This is a genomic window from Kitasatospora sp. NRRL B-11411 (assembly GCF_000721345.1).
GTDB lineage: Bacteria > Actinomycetota > Actinomycetes > Streptomycetales > Streptomycetaceae > Kitasatospora > Kitasatospora cineracea.
In genome coordinates this window covers 11,830-37,147 of sequence record NZ_JOGH01000042.1, presented here as the reverse complement: position 1 = coordinate 37,147, position 25,318 = coordinate 11,830, and the positions used below count along the sequence as shown (strand labels likewise).

General features: G+C 70.6%; 18 protein-coding genes and 2 CRISPR repeat arrays. Of the genes, 6 read left to right on the top strand and 12 right to left on the bottom strand.

Annotated elements, in window-relative coordinates:
• Nucleotides 1-60 precede the first annotated feature (60 nt).
• The 5 genes from IH44_RS0120320 to IH44_RS0120300 all read right to left on the bottom strand — a co-directional run bounded on the left by IH44_RS0120320 (nt 61) and on the right by IH44_RS0120300 (nt 7,720).
• A complete protein-coding gene (locus tag IH44_RS0120320; protein ID WP_030461063.1) occupies nt 61-1,293 on the bottom strand; it encodes a hypothetical protein in 1,233 nt (410 codons plus the stop codon).
• Nucleotides 1,294-1,442: 149 nt separating this feature from the next.
• Nucleotides 1,443-3,329, bottom strand: coding sequence for a discoidin domain-containing protein (locus IH44_RS0120315; protein ID WP_030461062.1), 1,887 nt, complete (start codon nt 3,327-3,329; stop codon nt 1,443-1,445).
• A 162-nt stretch (nt 3,330-3,491) separates the two neighbouring features.
• Nucleotides 3,492-5,330 carry a hypothetical protein gene (locus IH44_RS0120310; protein WP_030461061.1) on the bottom strand — a complete coding sequence of 613 codons (1,839 nt, stop codon included), beginning with the start codon at nt 5,328-5,330 and terminating at the stop codon, nt 3,492-3,494.
• Between the two features lie 237 nt (nt 5,331-5,567).
• The gene (locus IH44_RS0120305; RefSeq protein ID WP_051817106.1) at nt 5,568-7,175 is read right to left on the bottom strand and encodes an AMP-binding protein; all 1,608 of its coding nucleotides are present in this window, start codon (nt 7,173-7,175) and stop codon (nt 5,568-5,570) included.
• Between the two features lie 242 nt (nt 7,176-7,417).
• Nucleotides 7,418-7,720, bottom strand: a complete 303-nt coding sequence (locus IH44_RS0120300; RefSeq protein WP_030461059.1) for a hypothetical protein — start codon at nt 7,718-7,720, stop codon at nt 7,418-7,420.
• Between the two features lie 202 nt (nt 7,721-7,922).
• On the opposite strand from IH44_RS0120300, the gene IH44_RS49740 reads away from it, so the two are divergent.
• Nucleotides 7,923-8,249 carry a hypothetical protein gene (locus IH44_RS49740; protein WP_157852407.1) on the top strand — a complete coding sequence of 109 codons (327 nt, stop codon included), beginning with the start codon at nt 7,923-7,925 and terminating at the stop codon, nt 8,247-8,249.
• A 218-nt stretch (nt 8,250-8,467) separates the two neighbouring features.
• Nucleotides 8,468-10,180: direct repeats of the CRISPR family, unit length 37 nt; unit sequence GTTGCGATCCTCGGCCGTCCCGAAGGACGACCGCCAC.
• 139 nt (nt 10,181-10,319) lie between these two features.
• Here IH44_RS49740 and cas2 read toward each other — a convergent pair.
• From cas2 to cas5c, 6 genes are read right to left on the bottom strand one after another with little or no spacing between them, the layout of a single operon-like run.
• Nucleotides 10,320-10,610 (bottom strand): CRISPR-associated endonuclease Cas2, encoded by a 291-nt coding sequence (cas2, locus tag IH44_RS0120290; protein WP_030461057.1) that lies wholly within the window; start codon nt 10,608-10,610, stop codon nt 10,320-10,322.
• The gene (gene cas1c / locus IH44_RS0120285; protein WP_030461056.1) at nt 10,610-11,644 is read right to left on the bottom strand and encodes a type I-C CRISPR-associated endonuclease Cas1c; all 1,035 of its coding nucleotides are present in this window, start codon (nt 11,642-11,644) and stop codon (nt 10,610-10,612) included. Before cas1c ends, cas2 begins: the two co-directional genes overlap by 1 nt.
• Complete coding sequence (gene cas4 / locus IH44_RS0120280; protein ID WP_030461055.1) at nt 11,641-12,315, bottom strand: CRISPR-associated protein Cas4; 675 nt, start codon at nt 12,313-12,315, stop codon at nt 11,641-11,643. The genes cas1c and cas4 overlap by 4 nt, the downstream gene beginning before the upstream one ends.
• Nucleotides 12,312-13,238: a type I-C CRISPR-associated protein Cas7/Csd2 gene (cas7c, locus tag IH44_RS0120275; RefSeq protein WP_030461054.1), complete on the bottom strand. Its 927-nt coding sequence runs from the start codon at nt 13,236-13,238 to the stop codon at nt 12,312-12,314. The genes cas4 and cas7c overlap by 4 nt, the downstream gene beginning before the upstream one ends.
• A 53-nt stretch (nt 13,239-13,291) precedes the next feature.
• A complete protein-coding gene (cas8c, locus tag IH44_RS0120270) occupies nt 13,292-15,073 on the bottom strand; it encodes a type I-C CRISPR-associated protein Cas8c/Csd1 (RefSeq protein ID WP_051817101.1) in 1,782 nt (593 codons plus the stop codon).
• A gap of 4 nt (nt 15,074-15,077) precedes the next feature.
• Nucleotides 15,078-15,761: a type I-C CRISPR-associated protein Cas5c gene (cas5c, locus tag IH44_RS0120265; RefSeq protein ID WP_035955756.1), complete on the bottom strand. Its 684-nt coding sequence runs from the start codon at nt 15,759-15,761 to the stop codon at nt 15,078-15,080.
• Between the two features lie 383 nt (nt 15,762-16,144).
• A CRISPR array of direct repeats spans nt 16,145-17,948; the repeat unit is 37 nt; unit sequence GTTGCGATCCTCGGCCGTCCCGAAGGACGACCGCCAC.
• Between the two features lie 189 nt (nt 17,949-18,137).
• On the opposite strand from cas5c, the gene IH44_RS41225 reads away from it, so the two are divergent.
• Together IH44_RS41225 and IH44_RS0120255 are read left to right on the top strand one after the other, a co-directional pair.
• Nucleotides 18,138-20,384: a CRISPR-associated helicase/endonuclease Cas3 gene (locus IH44_RS41225; RefSeq protein ID WP_081966997.1), complete on the top strand. Its 2,247-nt coding sequence runs from the start codon at nt 18,138-18,140 to the stop codon at nt 20,382-20,384.
• 55 nt (nt 20,385-20,439) lie between these two features.
• Nucleotides 20,440-20,634 carry a hypothetical protein gene (locus IH44_RS0120255; RefSeq protein WP_035955753.1) on the top strand — a complete coding sequence of 65 codons (195 nt, stop codon included), beginning with the start codon at nt 20,440-20,442 and terminating at the stop codon, nt 20,632-20,634.
• A gap of 502 nt (nt 20,635-21,136) precedes the next feature.
• On the opposite strand, the gene IH44_RS0120250 is transcribed toward IH44_RS0120255, so the two are convergent.
• Nucleotides 21,137-21,658 carry a hypothetical protein gene (locus IH44_RS0120250; protein WP_030461049.1) on the bottom strand — a complete coding sequence of 174 codons (522 nt, stop codon included), beginning with the start codon at nt 21,656-21,658 and terminating at the stop codon, nt 21,137-21,139.
• 129 nt (nt 21,659-21,787) lie between these two features.
• Between IH44_RS0120250 and IH44_RS0120245 the strand changes: the two genes are divergently transcribed.
• The 3 genes from IH44_RS0120245 (at nt 21,788) to IH44_RS0120235 (ending at nt 25,176) form a co-directional block, all read left to right on the top strand.
• Entirely contained in the window at nt 21,788-22,687 is a 900-nt protein-coding gene (locus tag IH44_RS0120245) for an amidohydrolase family protein (RefSeq protein ID WP_030461048.1), read from the top strand.
• A gap of 52 nt (nt 22,688-22,739) precedes the next feature.
• Nucleotides 22,740-23,567 (top strand): alpha/beta hydrolase, encoded by an 828-nt coding sequence (locus IH44_RS0120240; protein WP_063759650.1) that lies wholly within the window; start codon nt 22,740-22,742, stop codon nt 23,565-23,567.
• Between the two features lie 322 nt (nt 23,568-23,889).
• Entirely contained in the window at nt 23,890-25,176 is a 1,287-nt protein-coding gene (locus tag IH44_RS0120235) for a glycoside hydrolase family 16 protein (RefSeq protein WP_030461046.1), read from the top strand.
• Nucleotides 25,177-25,318: the final 142 nt, after the last annotated feature.

Below are 25,318 nucleotides of genomic sequence, written 5' to 3'. Positions count from 1 at the left end.
CGCGGGCCCGCCGCGGCCGGGGAGGTGGCTGCGGCGGGCCCGGGCGGACTGGGCGGATCGTTACTGCTGTCCGGTCCAGGAGGAGCGGGGCTGGGTCTTCATGCTGCGGAGGGTGGCGGGGGCGATGTCGACGTCGGCGTAGAAGACGCCGAGGTTGTAGCCGTCGCCCTCGGTGTTGACGGTGACGGAGATGTCGGTGTCGCCGTTGCGCAGGTACGGGGAGACGTCCCAGCGGTTGGCGTCGTAGCCGAAGGAGTTCGGGTAGGCCGGGTTGCGGGGGAAGCGCTGGGCCGGGTCGGCGTTGTCGAGGTTGGAGGTGAAGGCGTCGTTCGCCGGGTGCAGGGCGTCGCTGAAGCGGGTGAGCGGGCCGTTGGTGGACTTCATGTCCATGGTGTCGCCGGTCCACTTGTGGTCGCCGTCGTAGACGACCCAGCCGAGGTGGCCGGTGACGGGGCCGCTGGCGGGGGTCCGGATGCCGCTCAGGACGCCGGTGAGGGCGGGGCTGTTGGGCAGTTCGGGCTGGAAGCCGTCCCAGATGTGCAGGTGGCGCAGGGGTTCGCAGTCGCGCTCGTAGGCGACCACGATGGTCCAGCCGCCCCAGCTGTGCGGCTTGACGACGGAGTCCATGTCGGCGGCCTCGTAGGTGCCGGAGCCGTGGTTGCGGACCTGCTCGGTGATGTCGGCGGACGCCTGGTAGCTGCTCTCGTCGTCGGTGGTGATGTAGCCGATGGAGGGCTGCTGGTTGGCGACGTTGGTGTACTGGCCGTCGCCGGGGAACTTCAGGTAGATCTCGTCGATCTGGCTCTCGGGCAGGACGGTGTCGCCGATGCCGCGGGTGCCGCCCCAGTAGAGGCGGGCGTACTTGACGGTGGCGCCCTCGGGGAGCTGCAGGTCGGCGGAGCTGGAGGAGTAGATGGTGTCGCCGAGCGGGCCGGTGTGGCCGGGGCCGTCGATGTTGATGTACTTCATCTGGTAGTTGTTGTTGATCGGGCGCGACCCGTCGCCGTTGCGGGCCTGCTCGCAGGGGGGCTGGGCCGAGTCGACCGGGGGCTTGGTCTCGTCACAGGTCATCAGGGTGTTGCTGATGTGGGTGATGCCGCCGTGGAAGTCGCCCTGGAAGCGGGTGGTGAAGGGCAGCCGGTTCTCGTTGATGGTGTGGGCCGCGGTGGCCCGGGTGTGGGTGGCGGGCCGGCTGTCGGTGGAGTACGCGGCGGGGACCGCGAGGGCGCTGGCGGCGACGAACGCGGCGCTGACGGCCAGGGTGCGCCGGGTGGGACGAGCGGGACGGGACAAGACTGGTGCTCCTCTGACGGGGTTCGGGTCGCCTTCCTGCGAAGGCGCTCCCAGATGACCATCCGTCAGACCGCCGATCCGGTTATTGGGCCGAATGACGGCATTCCTGAATGTTTCCTGAGAATGCCGTCATTCGGTCGGACGGCCCGTCAGGCCCGCTGTTCGACCCGGACCCAGTCCACCGCGAGGGTGGCCGCGCCGGCGGCGATCTGGTCGACGGTGGACTGCGGCAGGCCCCAGAACGGGGTGGTGACCTTGTTCCAGCCGGCCGGGTAGGCGCCGCCGAGGGCGAAGTTGAGGATCACGTACTGGTCGTGGTCGAACGCCCAGGCGCCGCGGGTGGCCAGGGTCTTCTGCCGGAGCACCTCCAGGGTCTGGGTGCCGTCGACGCTGAAGCGCATCGCGGTGGGCGTCCACTCGACGGCGTACACGTGCCAGCCGGTGACGTCCTGCCCGGCCGGGAAGTGCTGGAGCGCGCCGATGTTGCCGTCCGCGGAGTAGCCGGGGCCGTGCAGGGCGCTGCTGGTCCAGTCCGGGTAGCCGATGTTCTCCATGATGTCGGTCTCGCCGCAGTCGGGCCAGGACACGTCGGGGTCGTCGACGTCGGCGCCGAGCAGCCAGAACGCGGGCCACAGGCCGAGCCCGGCGGGCATCTTGATCCGGGCGCTGACCCGGCCGTAGGTGAACCTGACGGCGGTGCTGGTGTCGATCCGGGCGGAGGTGAACTTGTAGCTGCCGCCGCCGGGGGCGGTGTAGCCGCCGGGCAGGTAGCGCGGGGTGATGAGCAGTTGGCTGTCGGAGACCTTCAACGTGCCGGGGTCGTCGACGTACGCCTGCGACTCGCCGTTGACCGAGCCCATGGTGGAGCCGGTGACCACCACCCGCCACTTGCCGCGGTCGAGGCCGGTGCCCGCGAAGTCGTCGAAGAAGACGGTGCGGTAGGCGCCGGTGCTCTCGACGGGCGCCGCCGGGTACTCGGCGGCGGCGCTGCCGCCGGTGCCCCAGACCTGGAACTCGTAGAGCGAGTAGCCGAATTGGGCGGTGTAGGGGGCGGGGCTGTAGAACCGGCGGCGGCGCAGGCCGAGCATCCGGACGTAGCGGCCGGTGGCGGGGGCGGCCAGGGTGACGGCGTCGTGCAGGCCGGCCGAGCTGCCGGGGGTGCCGATGTCCGCGTCGCGGGCGGCGACCTCGGCGGCGGTGGGCTGGTGGACGGTGCGCCAGTTCTGGTTGTCGTCGGAGACCTGGAGCTGGTAGTCGACCGCGTAGGCGGACTCCCAGTGCAGGTCGACGGCGGTGATCCGGGCGGTCGCGCCGAGGTCGACGGAGATCCAGCGGTGGTCGTTCCAGTCGCTGGCCCACCTGGTGGCGTCGCCGCTCAGTCCGGCGGGGACGCCGCCGTCGAAGGCGTGCAGCGGGGTGTGGCCGGCGTCCTGGTAGTAGTTGCTGTAGCCGGGGTGGTTGAGCGCCAGGTTCGCGGTGCCGGTGGACGCGGGGGCGGGGGCGCCGCCGTAGACCTGGAAGGCGTACAGCGAGTACCCGTACGGGGTGGCGCGCCGCAGGCCGCGCATCCGGACGTGGCGGCCGAGGGCGGGCTGCGGGTGGGTGTGGATGGTGGTGGTGCCGCCGGTGCCGGCGTTCTCGGTGTAGAGCGACTGCCAGGCGGCGCCGTCGCGGGAGACCTCGACGACGTACTGGAGGCCGTAGGCGGCCTCCCAGACCAGGACGACCTGGGTGATCCGGATGACGCTGCCGAGGTCGATCCGGATCCAGGCGTCGTCGGCGAAGTTGCTGGAGAACCGGGTGCCGGCGTCGTTGTCGAAGGCCGCGCCGGGGCCGAACGGGCCGCCCTCGGTGCCGGAGGCGGTGGCGGCGGCCGGGTCGGCGGCGTACGCGGCGGCCGCCCAGTCGGCGTCCCAGGCGAGGCCGGTGGGAGCGGCGGCCCGGGCGGCGGTGGCGGGGCCGGCCAGGGTGAGGCCGGTGGCGCCGGCCGTGAGGGCGGCCAGGAGCAGGGCGTTGCGGCGGCTGAGCTCGGTCATGGGGGACTCCGCTACGGGTGGGGGGGATGTGGGGGGAGTGAACTGCCGTTACGGTCCCCGGAGTTCGGCTCGGGGGCCGGTACGCGGTGCGGCCCGCCGCGCGCTCGGGCCGGAGTGCGCGGCGGGCCGGGTCGGGGGGTTCGGTCGGTCAGCGGGAGGTCGTCACGGGTAGGAGACGACGTTGCTGGGGCCGCCGAAGGAGGGGTCGACGGTGCGGCCGGTGCCGTTGATCACCGAGTCGATGCCGCCGGAGCCGTTGAGGAAGACGGTCAGCAGGTCGTGGAACTTGACGCCGGGGGTGACGGGGGCCTGGAAGGCCATCGCGTTGCGGATGTCGACGCCCTGGTTGAAGTAGGAGTAGCTGCCCATGCCCCAGCCCTCGAAGGTCTGCACCTTCGGGCCGACGGCGAACGCCGGGTAGCCCTTCTGCTGCTTGTTCGCCATCCACGCGGCCTGGTTGGGCACGTCGTAGGGGTTCTCGTTCTGGAAGAACACCACCTGGCCGTGCTCGCCGTTCCACTGCACCTCGGTCTTCTGGAAGTGCTCGACGGCGAGGCCGGTGGCGGTGACCCGGTCGCCGTTGACGACCAGTCCGGTGTCGCTGCGGGCGCTGGTCCAGCTGCCGCCGCCGGTGCCGTGGTCGGCGCGCCAGATCCAGGCGTCGTCGATCAGGGTGTCGTCGCTGTTGACCTCCAGCGCGGTGTCGGCCGCGCCGTTCAGCGCGCCGCCGACCCGGAAGAACACGTCGGACAGCGCGATCGGGTCGGCGCGGTGCGAGTCGTTGCTCCCCCGGTTGCCGACCTGCACCAGCACCTTCGACTTCTTCTCCCCGGCGTCGACGATCAGGCCGGAGACGTTGACGCCGTCCACGTCGTCGACCTTGATCGCGGCGTTGCCGTCGGTCGGGACGAGGGTGGCGAAGCCGAGGCCGATCACCTGGGTGCCGGGGCGGGTGACCTTGATCGCCTCGGGCAGCTCGTACACGCCGGGGGTGAGCAGCAGGTTGCGGCCGGCCTTGAGGGCGGCGTTGATCTGCTTGACGTCGGCGCCGGGGCGGACCACGAAGAAGTCGTCAAGGGAGAGCGAGCGACCCGGGGTTCCGCCGTTCTCCCAGGTGGTGCCGCGGGAGTCGCGCTGGGCGGCGGGCACGAACACCCGGTACTTTCCGGCCTCGTCCAGGTACGGGTAGGGGGCTTCGCGGGTGACCGGGCAGGTGTCGAGGGTGGTGTAGGGAGAGGCGCCCTGCTCGGTGGAGAAGGACTGGGCGGGGGCGCCCTCGGTGCCGCAGAACACCTGGTTCCAGACGCCGTTGCTCCAGCCGTCCAGGTTGCTGTTGCGGGTGAAGAACTGCTGCTGGGAGCCGTTGACCACGGTGGCGCCGGTGAACTTGGAGTCGGCGATGAAGCCGCCGCTGGCCCAGGCGGGCGAGCCGGTGCAGTAGTCCATCAGCGTCACGTTGCCGTTCAGCTGGACCCGGCGCAGCGGCGCGGCCTGGGAGACCGCCCAGAAGTCGGTGTTGCCGTAACAGCCGCTCTGGCCCGCGACGTTGACGGTCAGGTTGCTGAGCGAGCGCCAGAAGTTGGTGGTGGCGTAGCACTGCGCCTGGTCGCCGCCGACGCACTGGTTGTACACGTTGACGGAGCCGTTGATCACCACGTCGCCGGGGTTGCGGCCGAGGCCGGCCACGCTCTCGTAGAAGCCGACCGGGAAGACCAGCGGGTCGGCGGTGGTGCCGTAGGTGCCGGGCTTGAACAGGATCGCGTAGCGCTGGGGGCCGAACTCGTTGCCGGCCTGGGCCTGGGCGAGGGCGTTCAGGCGGTCCTGGACCTGGGCCTTGGGCATGCTCGGGTCGAGGACGATCACGTTCTCGCCGAGGCTGCCGCCGCCGGGCGGCACGGGGGCCGCGGCGGCCTGGGTGGTGGGGGCGACGAGGGCCGCGACGAGGGCGGTCGCGGCGGCTGCCGCGAGGCCGTATCTGCGGGACCGGGGAGCTCGGTTCATGGGGGTGCACACCCGTCTGGTGGGATCCGGGAGGGGGACGGCGGCGGGCCCGGGCGGCGCACTGACTCGGCGTCGGCCGCAGACCACGTCCGCTTACTTCACGCCGAGATTTAACGTATGAGAAAAGTGGGCGTCAAGACCTGCGACAGCTTCCGTGCCGGACGGCGCGCGCGGAGACCGGACCCCTGGCGGGATCCGGCCTCCGGGAACCCGCTGGTCGGCGCGGGTCGACGCGCGTCAGCGGGCGGCGCCGCCCTCCCCCGCCAGGACGGCCACCGCCAGCTCGCGCATCTCGACCTTGCGGACCTTGCCGGTGACCGTCATCGGGAACTCCTCGACCACGTGCACGTAGCGCGGGATCTTGAAGTGGGCCAGCCGTCCGGTGCAGAATGCGCGCACCGCCTCGGCCGTGAGCGGCGGCGCGCCCTCGCGCATCCGCACCCAGGCCATCAGCTCCTCGCCGTACCTGGTGTCGGGCACCCCGATCACCTGGACGTCGAGCACGTCCGGGTGGGTGTACAGGAACTCCTCGATCTCGCGCGGGTACACGTTCTCGCCGCCGCGGATCACCATGTCCTTGATCCGGCCGGTGATCGACAGGTACCCCTCCTCGTCCATCACCGCCAGGTCGCCGGTGTGCATCCAGCGGGCGGCGTCGACCACCTCGGCGGTCCTGGCCGGCTCCGCCCAGTAGCCGAGCATCACCGAGTAGCCGCGGGTGCACAGTTCGCCGGGCTCGCCGCGCGGGAGGGTGCGGCCGGTCTCCGGGTCGACCACCTTGACCTCCAGGTGCGGCCCGACCCGGCCGACGGTGGAGACCCGGCGCTCGACCGGGTCGTCGGCCCGGGTCTGGGTGGAGACCGGGGAGGTCTCCGTCATGCCGTAGCAGATCGACACCTCCGCCATGCCCATCCGCTCCCGCACGCCCTTCATCACCTCGGCCGGGCACGGGGCGCCCGCCATGATGCCGGTGCGCAGGCTGGACAGGTCGTACCCGTCGAAGCCCGGATCGGCGAGCTCGGCGATGAACATGGTCGGCACCCCGTACAGCGAGGTGCACCGCTCGGCGGCCACCGCGGCCAGCGTGGTGGCCGCGTCGAAGGCCGGGGCCGGGATCACCGTGCAGGCGCCGTGCGAGGTGGCGGCGAGGTTGCCCATCACCATCCCGAAGCAGTGGTAGAACGGCACCGGGAGGCAGATCCGGTCCTGCTCGGTGTAGTTGCACAGCTCGCCGACGAAGTAGCCGTTGTTCAGGATGTTGTGGTGCGAGAGCGTCGCGCCCTTCGGGAAGCCGGTGGTGCCCGAGGTGTACTGGATGTTGATCGGGTCGTCCGCGCTCAACTCCCGCTCGATCGCCGCGAGTTCCTCCCGGCCGCCGTCCCGCTCGCGGGCCCGCCCGGCGGCCAGCAGCTCCGGCCAGTCCGGGCCGTCCAGCAGCACCACGTCCGCCAGCTCCGGGCAGCGCGGGCGCACCTCGGCGATCATCGCCGCGTAGTCGGAGGTCCTGAACCGCTCGGCCGCCACCAGCAGCCGCACGCCCGCCTGGTCCAGCACGTACGCCAACTCGTGCGCGCGGTACGCCGGGTTGATCGTCACCAGGATCGCGCCGAGCCGGGCGGTGGCGTACTGGGTGAGCGTCCACTCGGCCCGGTTGGGCGCCCAGATGCCCACCCGGTCGCCCGTGCCGACGCCCCGTGCGCGCAGCCCGAGCGCCACCGCGTCCACGTCGGCCGCGAACTCGGCGTACGTCCAGCGCCGGCCGGTGGCGCACTCGACCAGCACCTCCCGCTCCGGGAAGGCCCGCACCGCGCGGTCGAGGTTCGCGCCGATGGTGTCGCCGAGCAGCGGGGCGGCGGCCGGGCCGGAGGAGTAGCTGAGCGGCGGGAGGGGGGCGGCGGACTCGTGCGGGGCGTGCGGCTGCGGCGCGTGCGGGGCGTGCGGGGCGTGCGGCTCGTGCGACAAGGTGGCCTCCTGGGACCGGACGGTACCGACGGGTACCCATGCTGTGCGGCCGGGGGCCCGGTTGGCCAGCCCCGCTCGCGGGATCCGGTCGAGCGTCGAGCGGGGGTTCGGGGGGTTCGGCGGGCTCAGTCGAGCAGGGTGCGGTCGCCGATCACGTCCAGGTTGCGGAAGGTGGGCGGGCCGTCGCACAACTCGGCGGCGCGGGCCGCGAACTCGGCGGTCTCGGGGCGCTGCGAGTTCTCCATCGCCACCTCGTACGAGGGGAACTCCACGATGTTCAGGTAGGTGTCGGTGCCGTCGCGGTCCCTGGTCTGCAGGGCGCGCACCGCGAGGCGGTGGCCCTCGTTCTTGGCGACCCATTCGTCCAGCAGCTCGTTGAACGCGTCGATCCGCCCGGTCCGGTACTCGATGATCTGGATGAACTTCACCGGTGGCCTCCTCGGCTCACGCGGACGGGCGTGCCGCCCGCTGCGTCCAGCGTCTCCGCGGGCCGGACGGGCCGCAATGCGGGGCGGCCACCGCTCCCGGGGCCGCGCACCGACAGCGGCCCCTCGACGGGTGACCGCTCCTGCGCGCTGGGCAACCGCTACGGTGGGCCGGACCGGCAGGCGCGCGAAGGGACACGACCGCATGGAACCGACACTCGGCGTGGTGGTACTGACCATGGGCGACCGGCCCGCCGAACTCACCGCGCTGCTCGCCTCGGTGGCCGCCCAGGACGGGGCGCAGCACGGGGTGCGGACGGTGCTGCTGGGGCAGGGGACGGCGCTGCCGCCGCTGCCCGACTGGGTGGACGAGGTGGAGCTGCCGGAGAACCTCGGCTTCTACGTCCGCCCATCCGGTGTCGAGAGCGTACCTGGGCACGTAGGACGAGTGAAGGGACCCAGGACGGCGGACCGCGTGCCCAGACGCCCCTGGCCACGCCACCGACTGCCGTCCACCACCACCATGACCTGAACAAACAGCTGTCCAGGTCATATTCTCCGAAAGATCGGTTCGACCGCCCGCGTGGGTCAACCGACCTCGTTGCGCGGCTAGCGCTGCTGTGGCTCAAGAGACTTGGATTCCCAGGTACGGGTGTGTGGAGCAGGCCGCACTCAAACTCATGCTGACCTGATACAACGGGACGTCAGCTTCGACTCGCGCAATAAAACCAGGCCGACAGCCCGTCCCCGGTTGCAGCCCTCGGCCGTCTCGAAGGACGACCGCCACCACTTAGAGCGCCTTGCCTGCGGCCCAGAACGCGTTGCGATCCTCGGCCGTCCCGAAGGACGACCGCCACCTCGTCGGTGATCGTCCGGCCGACGAGCGTGTCGTAGTTGCGATCCTCGACCGTCCCGAAGGACGACCGCCACCGCAGGAACTGCTGGACAACTGGTCGGAGATCGACGCGTTGCGATCCTCGGCCGTCCCGAAGGACGACCGCCACGCAGTTTCCGTCCCCGTTGCTGTGGCTGGACTTGCGGTTGCGATCCTCGGCCGTCCCGAAGGACGACCGCCACCCCAACTCCGGGGCACCGCACCACCCATGGAGAACAGTTGCGATCCTCGGCCGTCCCGAAGGACGACCGCCACGCCGTCGCCTGACCGGCCCTCACGATCGGAGATTCCTGTTGCGATCCTCGGCCGTCCCGAAGGACGACCGCCACCACGGACGGCAACGGCCAGCCGCTCGTCATCAACAGGTTGCGATCCTCGGCCGTCCCGAAGGACGACCGCCACTCGGAGGAGGGTCGGACGGTCATCGCGGAGCTCGGGTTGCGATCCTCGGCCGTCCCGAAGGACGACCGCCACTCGAGGCGATCAACGGGCGGCACCGGGCGCAGGTGGTTGCGATCCTCGGCCGTCCCGAAGGACGACCGCCACAGCGCGGTGCCGATCACGCCCGCGGCCCAGCGGCCGTGTTGCGATCCTCGGCCGTCCCGAAGGACGACCGCCACCCGTCGTGCCGTCAGTCTACGGCTGACGCTTGTTCAGGTTGCGATCCTCGGCCGTCCCGAAGGACGACCGCCACATCGACATCGACACCCTGCTCACCCGCACCGGCTGGGTTGCGATCCTCGGCCGTCCCGAAGGACGACCGCCACGCCGATCCGGCCCCTCCGCCCGGTGCCTGTGGTGGGGTTGCGATCCTCGGCCGTCCCGAAGGACGACCGCCACCTGACCATGGGCGACGCCCTCAGCGACGGTCTGGTGTTTCGATCCTCGGCCGTCCCGAAGGACGACCGCCACTAGGAGGCGAGGGGGACGCGGCTGGTGGCGTCGAGGTTGCGATCCTCGGCCGTCCCGAAGGACGACCGCCACGTCGGGGCCGCGTGAAGCAGCGGGCCTCGCCAGTGGTTGCGATCCTCGGCCGTCCCGAAGGACGACCGCCACTGGTGGTTGGAGGTCCTTCGCCCTTTCGGACATCAAGTTGCGATCCTCGGCCGTCCCGAAGGACGACCGCCACCATCCCGCTCAAGGTGATCGACGAGCTGGACCGGCAGTTGCGATCCTCGGCCGTCCCGAAGGACGACCGCCACCGACGACGCGTGGATCACCGAATTCAAGGAGAGCCTGTTGCGATCCTCGGCCGTCCCGAAGGACGACCGCCACGCGGGGCCCGGACGGCGGACGGCTCGGCGACGGAGGCGTTGCGATCCTCGGCCGTCCCGAAGGACGACCGCCACCCGCATGGTCACCGCGCTGGAGCGCCGGGCGTCCGAGTTGCGATCCTCGGCCGTCCCGAAGGACGACCGCCACGACGACCGTCGTGCCCGTCGACCAGGGCCTGAGCGAGTTGCGATCCTCGGCCGTCCCGAAGGACGACCGCCACCGGCGCGCAGCACATCAAGAGCCAGCCGAAGACCACGTTGCGATCCTCGGCCGTCCCGAAGGACGACCGCCACAGCGAACGACCAGGGGGAACCCTTCGTGAGCGAGGGCAATCCAGGTCTTGTTCACCGGTTGATTCCACTCAATTCGGGCATCACGATTCGGTGCGATCTGCGTGTTGCGTGTGTGCTTGGGGTTCCGAACCCAAGGCTGTCACAGGACCAGGTCCTCGCGGTGGGGTTGGATCCGGGCGGTGCCCAGTGTCCGTACGTCGTTGAAGCCGTTGTGGGGGAGCCGGTAGATCCGGATGCTGTCGATGTCTGTGTCGATCGTCTTGCCGATGTCGTCCAGGAGGTGGAGGAGGTCGATGTCGGTGGCGACGATCTCGAAAACGGACTTCTGGACTCGTAGGCCGTGGCCTTCGCAGAGTTTGGCGACTTTCCGGAGTCGGCGGCGGCCTTCAGGGGTGGTGGTATCGACGTCGTAGGTGAGCAGGAGGTCCATCAGCTGGCCGTCCAGGGGAGGTAGCCGGGGAGGTCTCCTCGAATGTGGCGGGCGAGGATGCGGCACTGCATGACGGGCAGGAGTGCGGCGGGGATCGTGCGGCCGGCAATCGGGTGTTCCCAGGGCTGGGTCTTCCATTCCTGCCATGCGGCGAGGAGGGTTTTGCGGCCGTCTTCGGTGAGGTTGACGGCTCCTCCGGCGAGGGTTTCGAAGTGGTGGGCCCTCAGTTCGCGGCGGTTGAGGAGGGTGAGGGCGAAGCGGTCGGCCAGGACGGGGCGGAACTCTTCCATCAGGTCGAGGGCGAGGGCCGGTTTGGCGGGGCGCAGGCCGTGGAGGAAGCCGATGTAGGGGTCGAGGCCGACTTGTTCTATGGCGCCGTGGACGAGGTTGCGCAGGAGTCCGTAGGTGAAGGAGAGGGTGGCGTTGACGGGGTCGGTGGGCGGGCGCCGGTTGCGGTGGGTGAAGGCGGGAATCTCGTCGGTGGGGCGGTGGATGTCGCGGAGTCCGGCGAAGTAGTGGCGGGCGGCGTTGCCTTCGATGCCCATTAGGGTGTCCAGTGAGTCCGCGTTCTGGGTGTCGGCGAGTCCTTCGGCAAGTTTGGCGGCCGCTTCGCGGATGCGGGTCTGAGCATCGGTTTTACTGTCGCGGGCGGCTCGGAGCAGGACCCAGCGGCTGTTTCGAATCTTGCCCGCGACGGTGCTGCGGGCGATGCCGAGTCGTTGCGCGGGGTCGGTGTGGGCTCGGTGCTGTTCGTGGCGCAGGAGGACGTTGCCGCGGACGGGGCCTTCGAGGCGGGCTTGGAAGCGGCCGCCCCGGGTCATCCAGGTGACGGGACGGGCGTCCTGGGCGCAGCGGGTGAGGAGTTCGGTGGAGAGGTTGATGTGGCCGTAGACGACGATGGCGTCGAGGCGGCGCAGGGGGAGGGTCTTGCGACCGGGGGTGTCGGGGAGGTGGATGCGGAGGGTGTCCTGGTCGAGGCGGAGGTCGGTGCCTTGGGTTTGGACGTAGAGGGTGTTGAGGAGTTCGAGGGTCATGGGCGTGTGGGTTCTTCGTCGGGGAGGGTGTAGAGGTCGTTGAGGGCGTGCTGGTAGTGGCGGGTGCGGGTGAGGACGCTGGGAATGCAGGTGCCGGCCATGGAGCAGCGTCGGCAGGGCCGGTTGTCGGTTGGGGGCGGCGGGAGTTGACGGGTGGTGAGGAGTTCGCGGACCGCTCGGGTGGTGGTGAGGACGCGTTGGTGGAGTTCGGGGGTGATGGTGACGGTGTGGCGGCGTCGGTCGACCGCGGAATAGACGGCGGCCTCGGGGACGGGGCGTTGGAACATCTGTTGTAGGCAGATGGCTTGGGCGGCGGCTTGGACGTCGGCGGGGCCGTGCGGGTGATAGCGGCCTGATTTGTGCTCGATGGGCAGGATGGTGCCGTTGTCGTGGAGTTCGACGGTGTCGCAGGTACCGGTGAGGCCCAGGTCGTCGTGCCAGACAGGGAGGGCGTGCAGGGTGCGGACGGTGCCGCGGCCCTTGTTGCCCGGCGTGTCGACGCGTTGGTGGAGGAGGGTCCCGCGGGTGGTGGCGGCGTCGTCGGTGAAGGCGTCCTCGATGACGATGAGGGCGCACTGGCGGGGGCAGTAGGTGTAGTGCTCCAGCCAGGAGAGGGCGACCTGGGGCTGAGGTTGGCCGTTCTCTCCCGGCAGGCGTGCGGGGATGCTCATCCGAGGGGGCGGGGGAAGGCTTCGTTGGGGTCGACGAGGGGCTTGAGGGTGACGCCGGCTTCGGCGAGTCCGGTGTCGTCGATGTCGACGGGGCCGTAGTCGGTGATGTTGCGGGCGGTGGCGTCGTGGAGCTGCTTGATGCGGATGCGGTCGAAGAGGGTGTGGGCGGGCAGGCGGCCGAAGGCATCGTCGTGGGTGAAGACGTAGAGGCCGCGCAGGGCGAGGCTGCCGCGGGCGGCGGCGCGGTCGTGTTCGAACATGAGCTGGAAGGCGCGCCAGAACATGGCGAGGTCGTCGCTGGTGACGCCGGTGCGGGCGGCGAGGGGGGCGCTGAAGTGGCCGCTGCCGCGGTAGAGGGCGTAGGGGACGATGTGCTTGGTGCCCATCTCGGTCTCCTTGCCCTTCTTGTCCTCGGTGGGGTTGTTGAAGGCGTCGACGTCTTCCTGCTTGGTGGGGGTGACGCGGGTGATACCGATCTCCAGGGGGGTGATCGGGTCGATGGAGCGGGAGAAGGTGAGCTGCATCGGGCCCTGGACGCGTCCGGCGGGCTTCTTACCGGTGCTCATGACGGCACCGAACATGCGGATGTCGTAGAAGGTCTGGCACATCCAGGTGCGGGCGTCGACCTGCTGGGTCTCGGGGCCGAGGGCGGTGTAGGCGCGTTCGTGCTGGCTGTTGAGGGCGACGCCCGCCTCGACGTAGATGTCGTAACCGGGCTTGGGCTGGTGCTGGTTGAGCATGGCGACGGTGTTGCGGATCTTGCGCTTGATGGCGACGTCGGTGATCAGTCCCTGCCCGGAGACGGGGTCGGTGCGGGGGTTTCCGCCCGCGTCGGGGTCGCCGTTGGGGTTGCTGTCGACGGCTTCGACGAGGAACACGAAGTCGTGCTTGCGGGTGGGGTCGAGGTGGGCTTCGGTGGCCATGAGGGTCTCGTTCTCCAATAGGGGGGTGCGGTGCGGACGGTGGTGGCGCAGAGTCAGGAGGCAGGCTCGTCGGGGCTGTTCGCGGCGGACTTGGCGGCCTTCTCGGCTTTCGCTGCGGCGCGGGCGGCGAAGTCGGCGGCGCGCTGCTGCTCGTAGCCGATGACGAAGCGGGCCTGCTCGCGGGGCGACAGGTGGGTGGGGAGGTCGTCGGTGAAAGCTCCGAAGACCTGTGCCAGCCGCTCGTTCAGGACGTAGTGGGCACCCTTCTTGTCGCGGCGCAGGCGCTTGAGGTGGGCGTTGGCTCCGTGGCGGAGGTTGGCCAGGACGGCGGCCGGGGCGGTCATCGCGGTGCCGAAGTACTTGTCGCCGATGGTGGCCTTCACGTCCGGCAGCGCAGCCGTCTGGATCGCCTCGAGGACGGCGAACGCCCGCCCGCACAGGTAGGCGGGATCGGTGCTGTCGGGGTCGAGCCTGGGCATCGGGCGGTCCGTTCGATCGTGGGAGCGGTTGAGGGCGAGGCGCAACAGGGCGGTGCGCGGGGCGTCGATGCGGTGGTCGGCGCGGATACGCTGGAGCAGGTGCGGCAGCAGGTGCGCCGGGGGCGGGGTACGGTGCAGTGCGGTGCGCAGGAGTTCGCGTTCGATGCCGCGCGGTGCAGTGCCTTTGGCGTACTGGGTGCCGTTGTGGCGGCCGGTGGCGAGGGCGAGCAGCCACAGGGGAAGGTAGCGGGTGGTGCCGCGCCAGCCGTCGAAGACGCCGTGGTCATCGAACCAGGCGCCGAGGTTGGCCTTGACCGTCTGGACGGGGATGTCGAGCCATTCGCGCACCACGGTGCGGGCGTTGTTCAGGCCCAGGGTGAGGGCGTAGAAGTCGTTGGGTTCGATGCGGTCTGCGGTGGCCGGGTCGGGTCTGTGGTGGAGGCTGTCGATGAGGTGGGCAATGGCCTGCGGGTCCGGGTCGTTGTCGTCGACGAGTTCGAAGAGCGCCTCGCCCAGTGGTTCGCGGGTCCACCACAGCAGGACGCCGTCGCCCAGGGAGCGGCGGTGGCCGTCGGAGGCGAGCATGTTGTTGAGGGCGGCCATCGCGCGGCCTCCGCAGCGGTCGCACACCGGGGTGTTGACCAGCTTGGTGGCTGCGCCGCGCCCCTGCGCGGGCGAGTTGACGCTGATCAGCTGGGCCTCGTTGCTACCGCCGACCGAAGGGATCGCGCCCTTCTTGATCGGCTCGGGGATCGTCGACAGCAGGTCGCCCGGCTCCCCGCAGACCAGGCACAGCTCCTGCTGCCCGCCACCGGCGCCTTTGCGCTCGCGCACCACACGGGCCCACAACTCCCGCACCGAAGCGCGTTCGTGCAGCCACCGGCCGTCCACGAGCACCGCGACGGTGTGTCGGGCCTCCAGTTCCTCCCACCTCTTGTCCGCCGGGACGCCCTGGGTCAGCACGTCGAGCACCAGGGCGGCCGACGGTTCGTCGGACGCCTCGGCCACCCATCGGCGCAGCAGCGCCAGGTACTCGCCCCGCCGGCGGGCCGCCTCCGCGACGTCCTTCTCCGCCGGCCCCTCCTCGTCGGTGGCACCGCGCGCACGGCCCAGGACGAACTCCGCCGTGTCCACCACCAGGAACGGCGGAACCTTCGTCCCCGAGCGCTGCACGTAGGGCACCGCCTCGACGACCGCCTCGGCCCTGGACTTCGCCGGTGGCCTGCGGTCCACCAGCTCCGGGGCCGCGCCACCCGTCGTGACCATCAACACCCAGTCGATCTGCCGGTACCGGTAGAACTCCGGCGGCAGGCCCTCCAGCCGTCCGGCCTGCTCGGTCAACCGCTGCAGCAGCACCCCCTCACCCCTCGCTGCCGGCACGCCACGGCGCCGACGGCATCGCCACCGCGTCCGCGGACAACGGCTCCTCGGGCACCTCCATCACCCCGTCCACCAGCCGCGCCCGGAACCACCGGTAGCGCTCGCCCTTGGGGGTGTAGACGATCGAGTGCAGCATCACCCCCAACTCCTCCGTCCGCCCCGCCAACGCGGGCGCATCCGTCGCAGGCCCGAACGACGCGCTGAACTCCCGGCACCCCAGGAACGGCTGCGAGAAGCACGCCCCCCGATCGACCCGGCGCCGCAACTGTTCCCGGTACTTCTCCTCCGGCGCGTTCGCGTGCCGGGCCAGAACGATCTGCGCCCGGATCCGGTAGGCCACGTCCGCCAACGCCGTCGTGTTCCGCTGATCCCGGTCCTCCTCCACGTCGTACCGGGCCCCCGGGGTCGACTGGAGCTCCTGCACCTTCTTCGCCGTGACGACCGACTTCACCTCGTTGCGACGCACCTGCATCCACCGAATAGGCCGCAGCACCTCGATCGCCCGCACCACGTAACGGAACTCCGGCTTCCAATAGATCGCCTCCAGCACCCCCACCGCGGCCGAGGGTGTCATCACCGGATAACTCACCCGCTCCGCCTTCAACTCCGGTCTGGTGAAACACGCAAGAGGCCCCCACACCTCCGCCACCAGATCCGGGAACACCCACCTCCCGTTCCCCCGGCGGCGGGCCAGAGCATCCCGCTCCCCCGCCATCTCAACCCTTCCAGTCACCACAACTACCCTTTCACGCAATGGACATGAAGCCGACCCGGCTGCATACATCGCAGAGACCATAAACCCGGCCACCGACACCAGGACAAGCTGCGGAATCACCTAGCAACTCAACCACCGAAAGGGTTCGATCAATTGCAAGCAACAACGACGAAGGAAGCACGAGAAAAGAAAGAACGAGACAGATCAAAACAAGAACACGACTCATTTCAGTCATTTCTTGATCGATATTGATCGGATAGTTTATTTATCAACGGAGATCATCTGACTGCTCACCATCGGGCCTCCTGCGGTGCCTGAACCTCGGCATCGGAGCTAGGACTCTCGGCCACCCCGAGGGGCGACCGCCACGAGAGATCCACCAGCCACGCCCCCGATACCTTCTTGTCGTTGCGATCCTCGGCCGCCCCGGAGGGCGACCGCCACCGGCCGACAGGTCCATGGCTGAGTTGAGGCCCTCGATGTTGCGATCCTCGGCCGTCCCGAAGGACGACCGCCACCCTGCACCGGCCTGGAGATGGACGGAGTGGTCGGCCCCTTGCGATCCTCGGTCGTCCCGAAGGACGACCGCCACGACCGCGCCGTCGCCGTTGAAGGTGATCGTTTCGGCGTTGCGATCCTCGGCCGTCCCGAAGGACGACCGCCACGCGCCGTCCTCGGCCGGGCTTGACTCGTCCCATGCTGTTGCGATCCTCGGCCGTCCCGAAGGGCGACCGCCACGCTGCACCACCGACCCGCAGCCATCACCCACCGACGTGTTGCGATCCTCGGCCGTCCCGAAGGACGACCGCCACTTGAGCATCCCCGGGCCGAACTCGGCCTCGCGGGTCTTGTTGCGATCCTCGGCCGTCCCGAAGGACGACCGCCACCTCCACGCGGACGGTATCGGCTCCGTACTGTTCACCGCGTTGCGATCCTCGGCCGTCCCGAAGGACGACCGCCACCTGGGTGCTGCGGCTCACCGGGCGGCCAGCTCGTTCAGGTTGCGATCCTCGGCCGTCCCGAAGGGCGACCGCCACGCGTGTTGGGTAGTGCCCAGCGTCCCCGCAAGGGGATGGTTGCGATCCTCGGCCGTCCCGAAGGACGACCGCCACCCGGCTGCCCACACTCCGCGGCCGACGGTGGAAGAGTTGCGATCCTCGGCCGTCCCTAAGGACGACCGCCACGGTCGTGCCGTTCGACGTCACGATCCCGGACGAGGAGTTGCGATCCTCGGCCGTCCCGAAGGACGACCGCCACCTCGCCCTTCGCGGCCTGGTCGGTCTTCGAGTAGGGGTTGCGATCCTCGGCCGTCTCGAAGGACGACCGCCACCCGGCGGCTGCACCGAGACGCCCTCGGGCAGCCAGTAGTTGCGATCCTCGGCCGTCCCGAAGGACGACCGCCACCAGAGACCGTGTCCGATCCGGGCCGAGTCACGTGGTTGCGATCCTCGGCCGTCCCGAAGGACGACCGCCACGCGGTGCTCGCGGTCGCGGTCGCGCCGGCTGGGGGTGTTGCGATCCTCGGCCGTCCCGAAGGACGACCGCCACCGTGCGGTTGGCGGTCGAATTGACCGTGTAGATACGGTTGCGATCCTCGGCCGTCCCGAAGGACGACCGCCACGGGACTGGCCGGCTCCGACCCACTCGGTGTCGACGGTGTTGCGATCCTCGGCCGTCCCGAAGGACGACCGCCACGCCCCGCAGCGCCGGCCGCGGCCGAGGCCGAGCAGCCGTTGCGATCCTCGGCCGTCCCGAAGGACGACCGCCACACGGCCGGCAGCGGGCCGACAGCTACGACCAGGCCGTGTTGCGATCCTCGGCCGTCCCGAAGGACGACCGCCACCGCCGATGGGCCGTGGCTCACCGCGCTCCGGTCCGAGTTGCGATCCTCGGCCGTCCCGAAGGACGACCGCCACCACGCCGGGGCGGTCGTGGAGCAGGAAGGCGGCGCTGTTGCGATCCTCGGCCGTCCCGAAGGACGACCGCCACTGCAGCCACGGCCGGCCATCGACCCGCTGAATGATCCTGTTGCGATCCTCGGCCGTCCCGAAGGACGACCGCCACCACGACCCGCAGGGCATCGTCTGGACGCTGTTCAAGTTGCGATCCTCGGCCGTCCCGAAGGACGACCGCCACGCCAGTCCATCAGCGGTTTCCGCTGATGGACTGCGTTCCTATACACCATACGGAGCAGACAAATCAGCAGAGTTCGGGCATTCTGCTTCGGTGCGATCCGCATGTCGGCTGCATGCTTGGGGTTCCGAACCGTCGGCCCCAGATGTCAGCCCGCGGCGCTACGGTCCGGCTGTGAACACAGCAGTCGCTATGGAGGGTTCAAGCAGCGCGGTGGTGCCGTTGTGGGCCCACAGCCGAAACGTATCAGGTGCCCGCCACACTCTGGAGGATCATCTCCGGGGATCCGCTGCTCTGGCCCGCCGGTTCGGATCGGCCTTTGGGGCAGGTGAGTTGGCCGAGTACCTGGCGCTGGTCCACGACGTCGGGAAGGGCTCCTGCGCCTGGCAGCACGGTCTGGACGGGGCGGAGCGGCACAAGCGCGGGGTCGGTGTCCCCCACAAGGAGGCCGGCGCGTGGCTGGCCGCCTCGCACGCCGGGGTTCCGTTCGGCGCCGTCGTGCAGGGGCACCATGGCGGACTGCCCGCCCACCAGAAGGTGAAGGACCTCGTCCAGGCCGTCAAGTCCGGTACTCATCCGGACCAGAAGCTGATCGAGGAGGCGATCACCCGCACTGCGGCCGACGTCCCCGAGATCGTTCCGTCTGGGCGCGTCCCCCTGCCTGCCTGGGTATCCGCGTTGAAGGGCCCGGACGGGGCTCTCGCTCGTGACCTGCTGGTGCGGATGCTGTTCAGCTGTGTGGTGGACGCCGACTTCCTCGACACCGGCGCCCACTTCACCGACACGCCCGTGCAGGTACGGGCGGACGCCGACATGGCGCAGCTGGCCGCGGTGTTCGAGAAGCGTCGGTGCAAGGCCCTCTCCCGGCGCCGTCCCTCGAAGATCGACGGCATCCGCGAACGGGTGTACGAGGAGGTGGTGGGCGCGGCGACCAGCGCGCCCGGCATGTATGTGCTGCCCGCACCCACCGGTGCCGGGAAGACGTTCGCCTCCGCCGGCTTCGCCCTGCACCACGCGGCCGCGCACGGGCACCGGCGGGTGGTGGTGGCCGTCCCCTACACGAGCATCACCCAGCAGAACGCCCGCACCTACCGCGAGATGCTCGACCCCGAGGACCCGGGTCTGCCGCGGACCGTCCTGGAGCACCACAGCTCCGTCGACCTCGACGGCGCCGACGCGGCCTGGGCACGGACCGCCGCGGAGAATTGGGACGCGCCGTTCGTGGTCACCACCACCGTCCAGCTCTTCGAATCGCTGTTCTCGAACCGGCCCGCCGCGATGCGCAAGGTCCACCGGCTGGCGGGTGCGGTGGTGGTCCTGGACGAGGTGCAGGCGCTGCCCGACCGGCTCCTGGTGCCGATCCTCAGCGGCCTGCGCCACCTGGTCGAGCACTTCGGCACCACCGTCGTCCTCGCCTCCGCCACCCAGCCGGACTTCTGGCATCTCGCCCAGCTCGGCGGCCTTCCGCGCCGCCAACTCGTCCACGAAGCGGCCGGGTTGTTCGAGGAGTTGCGACGCGTCAGCTACGACTGGCGCACCGAGGCGGGCGTCACCTGGGAGTCGATGGCCGACGAGATCGGCCAATGCAACGGAGGCCAGACCCTGACGGTGGTGAACACCACGAAGGACGCCGCCCACCTGCACCGTCTCTTGGAGGAACGGGTCGGCGAAGATGCGGTGCTGCACCTGTCCACGAGGATGACCGCCGAGCACCGCGCCGCCACCATCGGGCGCGTCCGCGCGCTGTTGGAGAACGACGAAGGGGTCCACGTGGTGTCCACCCAGCTGATCGAGGCGGGCGTCGACCTCGACTTCCCCCAGGTCTTCCGCGCCTGGGCGCCGGCCGAATCCCTCCAGCAGGCAGCCGGACGCTGTAACCGCGAAGGCCACCAGGACAGAGGCACCGTCGTTGTTTTCCACATCGACGACGCCGGGCAGCCCCGCGACAACGTCTACAAAGCCGCCCTCGAAGCCACCGCCGCCCACTTCGGCCCCGACCTTGCCGACCCCGACGACCTGGACGCCCTCAACCGGTACTACCCGCTGCGCTACACCCTTCAGGGCAGCGGCCCCGCCGCCATGGGCGCCCACATCGACACCCTGCGCACCCGACTCGATTTCCCCGCCGTCCACGACGCCTTCCGCATGATCGACGACACCCACCATCAGCCCGTCGTCGTCATCCGCGACGAAGCCGACCGCCCCGCCGTCGAAGCCGACATCGCCGCCCTCAAATCCCCCTACCCCTGCGGCCCCGAACCCCTGCGCCGCCTCCAATCCCACATCGCCCAACTCCCCCGCCACGAAGCCACCGCAGCCCTCACCGCCGGCCTCGCCGAACCCCTCATCGGCAACCTCCTCCTCTGGAACGGGGCCTACCACCCCCACCGCGGCCTCGACCCCGAACAGCCGGAAGACCCAACCGCGTTCATCCTCTAGGAAGCGACAGATCGAGGCGGTAGACCTGCGCATTACGAGACCACGAGCGTTCGTGATGCCTGGTGAACCGCCCCGAGTCCGACGCGACCAGGTCGACTCCGGGCAGCGCCCGGGGACGACGACGGAGGAGTCCGCGCAGATCGAGGCGCTGAAGAAGGAGACCGCCGAGCTGAAGCAGGCGAACGAGATCCTCAAGGCCGCGGCGGGTTTCCTCGCAGCCGAGCCCGACCGACCGCGCCTGCGCCCGTAGCGTTCGTCGACGGGCACCGGGGCCGCTTCGGCGGCGTTGAGCCGATCTGCCGCGTGCTGACCGAGCGCGGCTGCAGCATTGCTCCCTCCACCTACTACGCTTTCAACAACCGTGGCGATTCTGCCTGTTCGCGCCGTGACGCAGAACCGAGATAACTGATCGGCACAAGGTCTACGAGGACAACTTCCGGGTCTGCGGCGCCCGCAAGATCTGGCGCGAGCCGAACCGCCTGGGCCACGTGGCGGCCCGGTGCACCGTCGAGCGGCTGACGACGCGCGGGCTCGGCACCACCGGAGCCGGCTGCGGCGAGCGCGTCGTCACCACCGTCCCGCCCCGTCCCCCGAACGGGCACCCGATCCGGTCGGTCGGTCGGCACAACCACCGCCGATTTCCCGGTGGGACAGGCCGCGTCCCGCCCGTCGAATACGAGAACGCCTACCACCTCACGACAACAAAACCGCAGGTCACCGCCGCAACCTGAGATCTCTACCGAATCGGGTGGTCAGAGGCGGTGGCGGCGGTAGTAGGGGTGGGCCGGGCCGCGTTCGATCCGGTTCTCGTCGAGTGCGTTGACGATCCGCAGCCGGGTGCCGCCGGTGAAGAGGAACTCGACCGCCACCGTGCCGGCGGCCAGGTCCGCGCGGTCGGCGGGCCGCCACTCCAGCAGGGCGGTCTCGTGCAGTTCGCGGCCGGTCAGGTCGTCGAGCAGTTCGTCGTGGCGCGACCAGCGGGGGGTGTGGTCGTTCCACTCCCAGCCCTCGATGGGCGCCGTGGTGTCGATCGTGTCCCAGCCGATCGAGAGCTCGTCCAGCTTCCAGTGGCACAGTTCGACCTGCCGTCCGTCGAACTCCAGCACCACCGGGCAGTCCGCGAACCACTCCCCGTCCTCGGCGAAGCGCACCACCGCCGACCCGGTCAGCCGGCGGCCCGCCAGCCCCGCCAGCAGTGCCCCGTGCGCGTCCCGCACCGCGTCGAGCCCGGCCAGCGGTGCCCGGTCGAACCCCTTGATCCCCATGTCTCCCATGGCTCCGACCCTGCCAGCCGGAGGCTGCGGCAGCGAGCGGATTACCGTTCCGGCGCCGGCATGCGGGGGGGCGTAACGGGGTGCGGCATGATCGTCCCGTTGGCGGGTTCGGCCGCGGGAGGAGTCGGGATGGAGTCCGTGCGGGAGGCAGGGTCGGCGGAGGCGGCGGAGGTGCGCCGGTTCTGGGGCGGGTTGGGGGTGCCGGGGCTGGTGGACGTGCATACGCACTTCATGCCGGAGCGGGTGCTGCGGAAGGTCTGGGAGTACTTCGACGCCAACGGGCCGCTGATCGGCGAGCGCGGCTGGCCGATCACCTACCGGCACGGCGAGGCCGAACGGACCGCGCTGCTGCGGGAGTTCGGAGTGCGGGCGTTCACCGCAATGCTGTACCCGCACAAGCCTGGCATGGCGCGCTGGCTGAACGGCTGGGCGGCGGAGTTCGCGGCCCGCACGCCCGACTGCCTGCACACCGCGACGCTGTTCCCGGAGGACGGGGCCGGGGCATACGTCCGGGAGGCGCTGGACGCCGGGGCGCGGGTGTTCAAGGCACACGTGCAGGTCGGCGGCTACGACCCGGCGGACGACCGGTTGGACGAGGCGTGGGGGCTGCTGGCGGAAGCCGGGACGCCCGTGGTGATCCACTGCGGCTCCGGTCCCGCCCCCGGCAAGCACACCGGGCCGGAGCCGATCGCCCGCGTCCTGGCCCGGCACCCGCAACTGCCGCTGGTGATCGCCCACTTGGGCATGCCCGAGTACCGCGAGTTCCTCGACCTGGCCGACCGGTACCCGCGGGTGCACCTGGACACCACCATGGCGTTCACCGACTTCACCGAGGACTTCATGCCCTTCCCCCGCGCACTGCTCCCCCGCCTCGCCGACCGCGGCGACCGCGTCCTGCTCGGCACCGACTTCCCCAACATCCCCTACCCCTACCTGCACCAGCTCCGCGCCCTGGAACGCCTCGACCTCGGCCCCGCCTGGCTGCGCGCGGTCTGCCACGACAACGCGGCCCGGCTGTTCGGCCTGTGAGACGCCCCGCCGGACGGGAATGAACGGCGGGAGGCGGGTGCTCGGGGCCGTCATGGATCTCTCTCTGCCTCCGGTCGCCCCCGTCCCCTCGCCGTACGGCGGTCTCTCCCGGCACGGTGTCAGCTACGCACTGCGCACCGGTTTCCGCCCGCTGCTGCTGGACCTGCACGTACCGGCCGGGGAGGGGCCGTTCCCGGTGGCGGTGTGGCTGCACGGCGGTGCGTTCCGCGAGGGCGACCGCCGCTACCTGCCGAGCACGCTGCGGCCCGGCTCGGTGTTCGAGGCGTTGGTGGCGGCGGGCATCGCGGTCGCCACGGTCGACTACCGGCTCTCCGGCGAGGCCCACTACCCGGCCCAACTCGACGACGTGACGGCCGCGTTGCGCTACCTGCGGGAGTACGCCGGCGAGCTCGGCCTGGACACCGGCCGGCTCGGGGTGTGGGGCGAGTCCGCGGGCGGAACACTGGCCGCGCTCGCGGCGCTGACCACCGACGCGGTCACGGCCGCGGTCTGCTGGTACCCGCCCACCGACCTGGCTGCCCTCGGCCACCACGGGCCGGACTCCCCGGTCACCCAGCTGCTGGGCGGCTGCTCGTCCGAACTCGTCGCGGAGGCCAACCGGGCCAGCCCCGTCTCGCACGTCACCCCCGCCGCGCCGCCGTTCCTGCTGGTGCACGGCGTGCAGGACGACCTGGTGCCGCTGTCCCAGTCCGAGGCCCTGCACGAGCGCCTGCTCGCGGCGGGCGCCCGCTCCGTCCTGGTGCCGGTCGAGGGGGCCGGGCACTGCTTCGGCGAGTATCCCGACACCTCGGGACTGATCGCCGACGCGGTGGCGTTCCTGTCCGCCGAACTCTCCCCCCGTGGCGGGCAGGCCGATTGACGCTCCGCCCGGCAGTACGCCGCCCCGGCCGGGCGACCGGACCGACCGGGGCGACCGGGGCGACCGGACCCGCCGGAGCGGCTGCCGCTGACGGACAGCCGGGCGAGCCGCCCGCGAAGAGAGCGCTCTCACAGGTCTCGACAGCCGCTCCGACATCAGCTTTCAAGTTCTGAAGGGGAGTTGCGGCCAAAGGTCCGAAAAATCGGCCGTTCTTTGACATTGTCATGCCGATTCCCGGTCCGTACCATTCATGGCTACCGGCGGAGGCGCCCCGCCGCAGAGAGCGCTCTCAGACAGAATCGGACAGCAAAGGATGTCCCCCATGGCTGCTGCCCCACGCACCCGCCGTTGGTCCCTCGGCGGATTCGTGCTCCTCGTCGCCACCGCCCTGGTGGCCGCCGCCCCGTTCGGCTCCGCCCCCACCGGATCCGCCGCCGCCACCACCCCGCTCGCCGCCGCACCGGTGGCCGCCAGCAACTGGGGCGACGACTTCGACGGCCCGGCCGGCGCGGCCGTCGACCCCGCCAAGTGGACGCTGGAGACCGGCGGTTCGGGCAACGGCAACCACGAGCTGCAGTACTACACGGCGGGCGCGGCGAACGCCGCGCTGGACGGCCAGGGCCACCTGGTGATCACCGCCAAGCGCAACACCGACCCGGGCCTGTCCTGTTGGTACGGCACCTGCCAGTACACCTCGGCCCGGCTGAACACCTCCCGCACCTTCACCCAGGCGTACGGGCACTTCGAGTCCCGGATCAAGATCCCGCGCGGGCAGGGCATCTGGCCCGCGTTCTGGATGCTCGGCAACGACCTCGGCACCGCGGGCTGGCCGAACAGCGGCGAGATCGACGTGATGGAGAACATCGGCCGCGAACCGGGCACCGTGCACGGCACCATCCACGGCCCCGGCTACTCCGGCGCGGGCGGCATCGGCGCCCCGTACAGCCTGCCCGCCGGGCAGTCCTTCGCCGACGCCTTCCACACCTTCGCCGTCGACTGGAGCCCCACCGCCATCACCTGGTCGGTGGACGGCACCGCCTACCAGACCCGCACCCCCGCCGACCTGGGCGGCAACCGCTGGGTCTTCGACCACCCGTTCTTCGTGATCCTCAACCTCGCGGTCGGCGGCGACTGGCCGGGCAGCCCCGACGGCTCCTCCACCTACCCGCAGACCATGACCGTCGACTACGTCCACACCACCACCTGGGGCGGCAGCACCGGCGGCAGCTACACCGGGCAGATCACCGGCCCCGGCGGCATGTGCATGGACGTGGCGGGCGCCTCCAGCGCCGACAGCACCCCCATCCAGCTGCACAACTGCACCGGCAACGCCGCCCAGCAGTGGACGGTCGGCACCGACGGCACCGTCCGCGCCCTCGGCAAGTGCCTGGACGTCGCCGCCGCCTCGCACAACGACGGCGCGGTCATCCAGCTCTACACCTGCAACGGCACCAGCGCCCAGCAGTGGACGCACCGCTCCGGCAACGACTTCCTGAACCCCGGCTCCGGCAAGTGCCTGGACTCCCCGAACGGCTCCTCGGCCGACGGCACCCACCTGCAGCTGTGGACCTGCAACGGGACCGGCGCGCAGAAGTGGTACTTCGGCTGACGCACCGCCAGGAACCACCAGGAACCACCAGGAACCGCCAGGAGCCGCCAGGAGCCATCAGGAACCGTCAGCCACCGGCGCCGCACCCCGCGAGCCACGGGCCGTCCCCACCGGCCCCTCCCCCCGCGCGGCCGGCCGTCCC